This is a genomic window from Phocaeicola sp., from assembly GCF_057861905.1.
The window spans coordinates 1-8810 of record NZ_DBMACV010000101.1 but is presented as its reverse complement, the minus strand read 5'-3'; the positions used below and the strand labels follow the sequence as shown (position 1 = coordinate 8810).

Here is an 8810-nt window from a genome sequence, read left to right as displayed (position 1 = left end):
ATTATTGTTTGTAATTCTTTGTAATTCAGCACTATAAAGTTACAACAATTTTTGCTAATCACCAAATTTACAAACACTTACAATTCGTCGAACTCACGTTAAGTATAAGACTATCGACAGCGGACTTTATCTGGCCGAAACAAATACCAATACTTTGGTAGGAAAGAAAATCATTTCCGAAGATGATGGACATTATCATTTCACGGTTACTCCTCGCCTGATTTCTCCTATGAATCAGGATGTAACGATGTCTTTAGGTATTGATGCCGAGTTCTTGAAATCGTATAATGCGCGTTATGGTACCAGCCTGGAAGCTGTTCCTAACGAATATGTAGAATTTTCTAACAAGGATATTACTATAAAGGCCGGCGAAGTACTGGCTTCCAGCGTAGAAGTGACCATCAAGCCTTTATCGAAAGAGTTGCTTGCCAGTGGAAAGAAATATGCACTTCCTGTCGGTCTGATAGGTGCCAACACATCTGTATTGTCAGGAGCTTCGTCTATTCTTTATCAATTGGAAAAGACTCCCATTGTTACGGTTCCCATTATTAATAGCAGTAACAATGCGAAGTTTGCTATGAAAAATGATTATTCGCTGACGCAATGGTCTGTTGAATTTTGTGTCAATATAGACAAATTAGGTACAGGTATCGGACAGTTGAACAATCAGGCTATGTTTGGTGCCTTTGCTCCAGATGGTATGGATGGTGAGATTTATACCCGTTTTGGTGATGCGCCTATTAAGGGAAATATTTTCCAGGTAAAGAATCAGGGTACGCAGATGAATTCGAATATGGAATTCAGTGTGAATACTTGGTATCATTTGGCTGTTGTTTGTGATGGTGCTACTCTTTCTCTGTATGTCAATGGAGAACTGGATAATCAGATTGCCGTGACGGGTAAGGTTACAAATCTTGGAAAAGATAAATTCAGCTTTGGTAATACTGATTATCTGAGAGCAAATGTGAAAGTTTCAGAATTAAGATTCTGGACCAAGGCCATTTCGCAAACTCAGATAAAGGAGAATATGTATGCTATTGATCCGACAACGGAGGGACTGGAGGCATACTGGAAGATGGATGAAGGTTCTGGCAATAACTTTAAAGACTATACCGGACATGGAAATGATGGTCATTCGGTAGGTGAAACGGTATGGTCGCCCAATGAACGTTTGGATGGAAAGAAATAAATATGTTTCTTTGTACTTCGAATTGACCGAATAAATACAACATGGAAGGTGCTACCTGCGATAAGGTCTGGCGCCTTCTTTTTTTATATCTATTTTATAACAATAAATTATTATGAAAACACTAAGACATTTTTCAAGGTTTGCTTTAGGAGCTTTGCTGGCTTCTGCTTGTCTGCATGCCGAGGCACAGATTGATTTAGTGAAAGGTGGGAAAACTAAATCAGTCATCGTTTTGCAGCAAGATTCCAGAGAGAATCGTACGGCTGCAAATATTTTGCGCTTGTTTGTTGGACGTATTTCGGGTGCGGATATTCCTATTGTAACGGATAAGGTCGTGAAGAAAGGCGATATACTTATCGGAGCCGAGGCACCAGACGGAGTAAAGGAGGATGGGTATGCTTTATCGACCTCCGGGGGCATCCTGAAAATTTCGGGTGAAGCAAATGGAGTAGTTTATGGTGCGGTATCTTTGCTTGAAGATTATTTGGAAGTAGATTATTGGGGGGAAAACGAATACTCTCTGAAGAAATCGGATAATATATCTTTGCCGTTAATTGAAAAAGTTGATAACCCTGCATTCCGTTATCGGCAGACGCAGTGCTATGCAACCAAGAACGATTCTATCTATAAGTGGTGGAACCGGCTGGAGGAACCTCAGGAAGAATTTGCTGCCGGATACTGGGTACACACGTTCGATAAATTGCTTCCGGCAGAAGTCTATGGAGAAAAGCATCCTGAATATTATGCATATTTCAATGGGAAGAGAAATCCGGGCAAGGCAAGTCAGTGGTGTCTGAGTAATCCGGAAGTCTTCGAAATCGTATCGCAGCGTATTGATTCTATTTTCAAGGCAAATCCTGATAAAAAACTGATTTGTGTAAGTCAGAATGATGGTAACTATACGAATTGTACGTGTGAAAACTGTCGGAAAATAGATGAGGAAGAAGGGGCTTTGTCGGGTTCTGTCATTCATTTTCTGAATAAGCTGGCCACACGTTTTCCCGACAAGGAATTTGCGACACTTGCTTATTTGTATACCATGAATCCTCCCAAGCATGTCAAGCCTTTGCCCAATGTGACGGTAATGCTGTGTGATATTGATTGTGACCGTGAAGTTTCATTGACGGAAAATGCCAGTGGACGCCAGTTTATGAAGGCACTCGATGGCTGGTCGAAGATTTCAGACAATCTTTTTGTGTGGGATTACGGAATAAACTTCGATAATTACTTATCTCCATTCCCTAATTTTCACATCTTGCAAGATAATATACGTACTTTCCGCGACCATCATGTGAAAATGCACTTTTCTCAGATAGCAGGTAGCTGGTGTGGCGATTTTGCCGAATTGAGAGCTTATCTTGTTGCCAAACTGATGTGGAATCCGGATGCTGATGTTGATAAGCTGATGAAGCATTTTCTGAACGGTTATTATGGTGCAGCAGGAGATTATTTATACCGCTATATCAAAGTGATGGAAGGGGCTTTGCTGGGAAGTGGATTGCGTCTGTGGATTTACGACTCTCCGGTATCACATAAAAACGGTATGCTTCGTCCGGCTTTGATGAAGCGCTATCAGCAGCTTTTCGATGAGGCTGAAGCTTCGGTAAGCAATGATCCGGTGCTGTTGGAACGTGTAAAAAGAGCACGTCTTCCGCTGCTCTATTCTGAGTTGGAACTTTTGCGTACTGAACAGGAAAAAGACTTTACTGCTGTTGTTCAGAAACTAGATTATTTTGAAAAAGAAGTAGAACGTATGGGTGATCCGGCTTTAAACGAACGTAATAATCATGCAATGGATTATTGTAAACTGTACCGCGAGCGTTATTTGCCGAGAAAAGAAGTCAATCTGGCTAAAGGTGCCAAAGTAACCTGGCTGGAGAAACCTCATGACCGTTATATGAAATTAGGTGAAACAGCACTGACCGACGGACTGTTTGGTGGTTCCAGTTTTGTTGAGAGCTGGGTAGGCTGGGAAGGAACCGATGGAGCTTTCGTTCTTGATATGGGCGAGGTGAAAGAGGTGAGAAGTATTGAAACTGACTTCCTGCATCAGATAGGGCAGTGGATTCTCTTCCCGCTGAGTGTATCATACAGCTATTCAACCGACGGAAAAGAATATCATTTGTGGAAGACCATCGATATGCCTGAAGAGCGTTCGGGTATGGTGCTTTTCAGAGGTGTAAAAGCCGACTCGGAAGTACCTTTGCAGGCTCGTTATCTGAAACTAGAGGTTACCGGAACAAAGGTATGTCCTCACTGGCATTACGGAGTAGGGCATCCTTCTTGGTTCTTTATCGATGAAGTTACTGTACAATGAGTTTTATTTCTTTAAAATATATTTTTGCTTCATAGTTTTTTAAGATAGACTGAGTTCTAAAGATGGCATGTTGCCTCTTGGAACTCAGTTTTCTTTTGTGGCTGTGTCTGTTTTCCTAACTGTAAGGAATCATTTATTTGTGAATCACTGTTACAAACAGAGTCTGTTTTCTTAATTTATGTTGTAAAACATAGTTTTTTTAACCTGATTATTTGCTAATTCCCAGATACTCCGTATCTTTGCATTGTGTTTTTCATAGTATTAGATTTAAGGTTAACAAAGGTTGGAGTACAGCGGTACTCCTTTTTTATGTCCGTACTTTGGGAAGTACCGGATATAAAAAAAGAGAAACCCGACAAAAAGCCAAGGTTTCTCTTGAAAATTAAAAAAAGCTGACAATTAATTTTTTTCCAAATTCATTAATACACGTCCCAGCATCATGATAGTTGATCCACGGAGCTCAGGAAGCGAAGTTCTGATGTAACTGATAATCTCCGGTGCCAATTCCGGTGAGTTGGGGAACAGACGAGTTACATTGAGCAGGATAAGCTCGAAATCTTTTTGGTCTAATTCTCCTTTCTTGTTTTTTACCATTTCGAAAAACTGTTTTTTGTCTCCTTTGGCATAACATTCTATCAGTTCGAACATTGGTGCGAAAGGATATTTTTTGTCAAGTTTCAGTGAACGGATATCCTTTTTCGTCTGCTGATATTCTGCTTCATTATATTTGTTTTCTTCGAATGTATAGCCTGACAGGTAAGTAGAAAGAGCCGAATGATATAGCTTCTGGATATGGGTCAATGCTTCTTCTTTTACTTTTGCGTCAGCCTGATTGATATGTTTTACCCAATATTGACACTTCGGGTCGGAGATATCAAAAGTGTATCGTGAGAAAACAAACAGATTTTCTGCCGAAAGTTTCTGTTTGTCTGTCAGTGAGTTGAAATAGTCATTAATGATTTTATATCCTTCATCGTATTTCTTCTTTTCCATGAAATCCATGGCATAAGCGTTAACGAGCTCCGGAGTTCTTTCACCACTTTCGTAACGTTGTTTCATACGCTCAGGAGTCAGCTCCGGATTTAGTTCGTTCTTTACCTTCGTGATGAAAGCATCGGCGGGGAAAGCACCGGTAATGGTAACTTTTGCATTACCTTGCTGGTCGGCAATGATAAAAGTCGGATAAGCCTTTATATTGAATTGCTGTGCAAGTGCTTTTCCTTCTTTTTCTGCGTTCAGTTTAATGCAGACAAACTGTGCATTAAAGAAATCGCCTACTTGTTTTTGCGGGAATACTTCTTTAGACATCTTCCGGCAAGGACCGTACCAGTCTGTATAGAAATCGATGAATACAAGTGTGTTTTCTGCTTGTGACTGTTTAAGCGCTTCATTGAAATCAATGTTGCGGAAATTGGTCTGAGCTGTTACGGTACCTGTTGCCAGTGTCAGACTAAATAAAAGTGTTATAAGTGTTTTTTTCATAATAGTATGTTTTATAATTTAGAAACGAACTCCTATAGAGGCTGATATTTTTCTGGAGAACGGATAATCGATACCACGTTCTTCTTTGATGGTAGATAAGCGGAAGAGGTTATTACCATAGATGCGCACATTGAATGAAGAAGCACCGATGGATTGCAGCCATTTTTCGGTAGTGGTTTCATATCCCACTGACAGAGTAGACAATTCCAGTGTGTTGTCGTCGGCAATGAAGCGGGAAGACATGTTGGTTACAGTGGTATCGTCGATACGTTTGAACTTGGCGATATCACCCGGTTTCTGCCATCTGCCGTAAAGTGCTCGTTTGTCCTGATTGTATTTTACTTGAACGTCGCTGATATTTTCTACTTTGTTGAACAGGGTAGACAAGAATGCTTGTCCGCCATAGCGATAGCTGAATATTGCATTGATAGAGAATCCTTTCCAGTAGAAGCTGGAACCAAATGCTCCTTCCATATCCGGAGTAGAGTCACCACAGATTACTTCGTCGGCAGAATCCCACTTAAAGGTATACGAACCGTCTTTACGGATGAATATTTCATTACCGGTCATCGGGTCAATACCTGCTGAGCGTACTGCATAAAGAGCTGTCGGGCTGGCTCCGTCGTAGTAACGGATCAGACTTTGGTTGGTACGTTCTTTTTCGTTGTATTTCTCCAGCAGATCACCTATGTTGTAATATTCCGATGTAATATGACGCAGGTTGGCATTTACTGTCCAGTTCATATTCGGTTTTCTGATGATGATGTAACTTCCTGTAAAAGTGACACCCTGGTTTCTCATGGCACCAATGTTCATCGGAACAGATGTAATACCAGAAGAGGGCGGGAAGTCTATGTTCAGCAATAATGGGTCGGTTTTCTTTCTGAAATAGTCTACGTTCAGGCGCAGGCGGTTCTGGAACATTTCTACATCAAGACTCCAGTTCTGTTCATTGGTACGTTGCCATTTCAGTCCGCTGCTGCCCCATGTCTTGACTAAAGCTGACAGACCGAACATATTCGGATAGCTGGTATAATAAGTATATACGCTGTTAGCCATTTTAGCATTCAGGTTGGCATTTCCCGGATTACCGACTGAGTATCTCAGCTTCATGTAGTTGAGGATGTTGTTCTGACGGAAGAACGATTCGTTGTGAATGTTCCATCCTAAACCTAATGACCAGGTGGTAGAGAACGGATTATCTACTCCATATACAGACGAACCGTCGGAACGAAGGTTGAAGTCCAGCAAGTAGCGCAACTGATATCCGTAGTTGAAGTTAGCATAATAGCTGGCATGTCTGATTCTGGAAATCGAAGAACTTGGTTTACCGCCTTCTATATATCCGTTTGAGAAGTTCGGATTCGAGAACATGTCGCTGGAATAACCTATTGCTTGGAAGATAGATAAGTTAGATTGGTTTTCGCTGATTTGCATACCTCCGATAGCGTTGACAGTATGTTCACCGAAAGTCTTACCATAAGAAATGTCTAAGCTTCCGTCGTATGAAGAAGATTTTGTGTTCGATTCGTTATAGCTTCCTTTTTTCAGAACTTCGGTAGTCGGCAACTCACTCATTTCCGGTGATTTGAATACCTGGGCATTATAGCGTCCTACAGTAAGACCGAACTTTCCTCTGATGCGTAGTTCCGATATCGGACGGTATTCAATCTGGAAGTTGTTGACAAAGGTCAACTGGTTGCTCTTGTCATAGCTGCTCTGATTGAAGTCCCACAGAGGATTGGTGATATACTGGGTTCCGGAAGTGGCAGGTATAATCTTTTCCATGACTTGCTCTACTTCTCCATATTCATTGTATTTGTCGTAAAATGGGTTAGTTTGTGCAAACTTACTGAACGAAACTGTTGGATTTTCTACATCAGTATTAGTGATGTTGGTCTGGTTGGTAAATGCAAACTTATCAATACGGTAAGTTAATTGTACGTTTCCGTTCAGAATGTCACGGCTGGAGTTTTTCATTACACCGTTTGTCTGTGTGTAAGTCATACCGATACCGTAGCGGAAAGCGGCATCATCTCCTTCGGCAAAGATGTTATGGCTTTGGGTGAAACCTGTTTGCAAAGGCTCGTTCAGCCAGTATGAATCAATTCCCTGCTTACTTCCCAGCAAACGCTGGTTATAAAGACTCCTGTAATACTCATCGATGATATTACCGTTTGAGTCGAGTGAACCATAATAGCCAGCTAGTCTTTCATATTCAAGTTTTTCGGAAGAGTTCATCAGGTTATAGTCAGTCAAATCTGCCCATTCGATACCGAAGTTACCGTTATAGTTGAATTTCAGTCTTCCGGCCTCTGGCTTTTTTGTTTTCACAACTACTACACCATTGGCTGCTTTTGAACCGTAAATAGCAGTAGATGAAGCATCTTTCAAGATCGTGATCCTTGCTACTCGGTCCATACTCAGGTCAGTAATGGTCGATAGAGTGGTTTCAAATCCATCCAGAATAAATTAGGGTTGGTGCTATATTCTGTTTCCAGACCTACGATGTTGGTGTTACCTCCGATATTGAGGTTCATGGTTGCATTCGGGTCAGATCCGGCAAGATTATTTTCCAGAATGATGAAAGATGGGTCAAGTACTTTCAAACTTTGCAGAACATTCTGGTTGCCGACTGTTTTCAATTCTTTTTCCGAATAAGTAGCCATAGATCTGGTAAAGCTTTCAGCCTTTCGGGTATAGATACCGGTAATTACGGTTTCCTGTAAGGATACGGCATCCGGTTCCAGGCGGACTTTTAATTTCTCGGAAGGATTGGAAACACGAACCGTCTGTGTTTTCATTCCGACATATGAGAATATGAGCGAGTGGATGTTTGAGGGGATGGCAAAAGTAAATTTACCGTCTATATCTGTTATGACTCCTACTCCATGAGCATTTTTATAGGTAATGTTTACACCCAGTAAAGGATTGCCGTTTTCATTGATGACAACGCCTTGGTAGGTAACTTTATCGCTTTGAGCAGATTGAACAGTTTGGTTAAGATTGTTTTTCCGTGGCTGCATGTATCTGTGGGCTAGCGATTGGAAAAACACTTGCGGTCAGAGCCAGATAGTTAAGCTTGTTGCCATGTAGCCAACTTTTGATTGGGGGGATGGCTTGCGACAAGCAATTAGAATGCTTCTTTAAATTCATAGTTATTAGTTATTGTAAGATTACGGATGCAAACGTATGGAAAATATATTAACGAATTAATATTTTGTATATTTTTTTTGAAAAGATAAATTTTAAGCATTTGTTTTCTGCATTTTGGTTTCTATTTGTAATACTTTTATGTGTGTAGAGCCTTTTATTTATATCCTGCATGTATATGGTAGGGAATTTAACCTGCTAGCTTGATCTGGATTTATGTCAGAAACTGATAGCAAAATTCAGTATATAGTCCTTTTTCCGTCATTGCTGATAATCAGCCTGTTCATTATGCTGAAAAAAATATGCTGTAATTTTTAAAAAAGAAGGTGTATTTTAGGTGGAAATATGCCGTTGTTTTGATGAAGAGAAGGCGTTGTTTTTCCATTGTGCCGCTTTTAGCGGATAATGCGGTGTGTTTTCCTTCGCGCACATGCGCCCGCCCGCGCAATAAATATTATTGTGCATGTTTTCCTCCTCCTTCTGTGTATGCTGAAGAAATATGCCGCGTAATATACCTGTTTTCCAGCGTCTTACGAAAAAACTTTGAAAAACGGTCAAAAAAAAGTCGTGTAAAAGTTGGAGTTTGCGAAAAAGAGCGTAATTTTGCACCCGCTTTCGAGAGGGAAAGACGTTGAAGAGATGACATTCTGAAAGGAAAGGGAGCAGGAA

6 protein-coding genes are annotated in these 8810 nt (G+C 40.7%); 2 read left to right on the top strand and 4 right to left on the bottom strand.

Annotated features, from left to right (window positions below):
• Window positions 1-82: 82 nt before the first annotated feature.
• Window positions 83-1189, top strand: coding sequence for a DUF1735 and LamG domain-containing protein (locus tag ACZM60_RS13835; protein WP_489521787.1), 1107 nt, complete (start codon window positions 83-85; stop codon window positions 1187-1189).
• 112 nt (window positions 1190-1301) lie between these two features.
• Window positions 1302-3506: a glycoside hydrolase family 20 protein gene (locus ACZM60_RS13830; protein ID WP_489521786.1), complete on the top strand. Its 2205-nt coding sequence runs from the start codon at window positions 1302-1304 to the stop codon at window positions 3504-3506.
• A 399-nt stretch (window positions 3507-3905) separates the two neighbouring features.
• Here ACZM60_RS13830 and ACZM60_RS13825 read toward each other — a convergent pair whose 3' ends face one another.
• The 4 genes from ACZM60_RS13825 to ACZM60_RS13810 all read right to left on the bottom strand — a co-directional run.
• On the bottom strand, window positions 3906-4988 hold the full coding sequence (locus ACZM60_RS13825) for a thioredoxin family protein (protein ID WP_489521785.1): 1083 nt from the start codon (window positions 4986-4988) through the stop codon (window positions 3906-3908).
• Window positions 4989-5006: 18 nt separating this feature from the next.
• A complete protein-coding gene (locus ACZM60_RS13820; RefSeq protein ID WP_489521784.1) occupies window positions 5007-7409 on the bottom strand; it encodes a SusC/RagA family TonB-linked outer membrane protein in 2403 nt (800 codons plus the stop codon).
• A gap of 2 nt (window positions 7410-7411) precedes the next feature.
• Complete coding sequence (locus tag ACZM60_RS13815) at window positions 7412-8014, bottom strand: carboxypeptidase-like regulatory domain-containing protein (RefSeq protein WP_489521783.1); 603 nt, start codon at window positions 8012-8014, stop codon at window positions 7412-7414.
• Window positions 8015-8474: 460 nt separating this feature from the next.
• On the bottom strand, window positions 8475-8810 hold a 336-nt coding region (locus tag ACZM60_RS13810; protein WP_489521782.1), incomplete at its 5' end, for a hypothetical protein.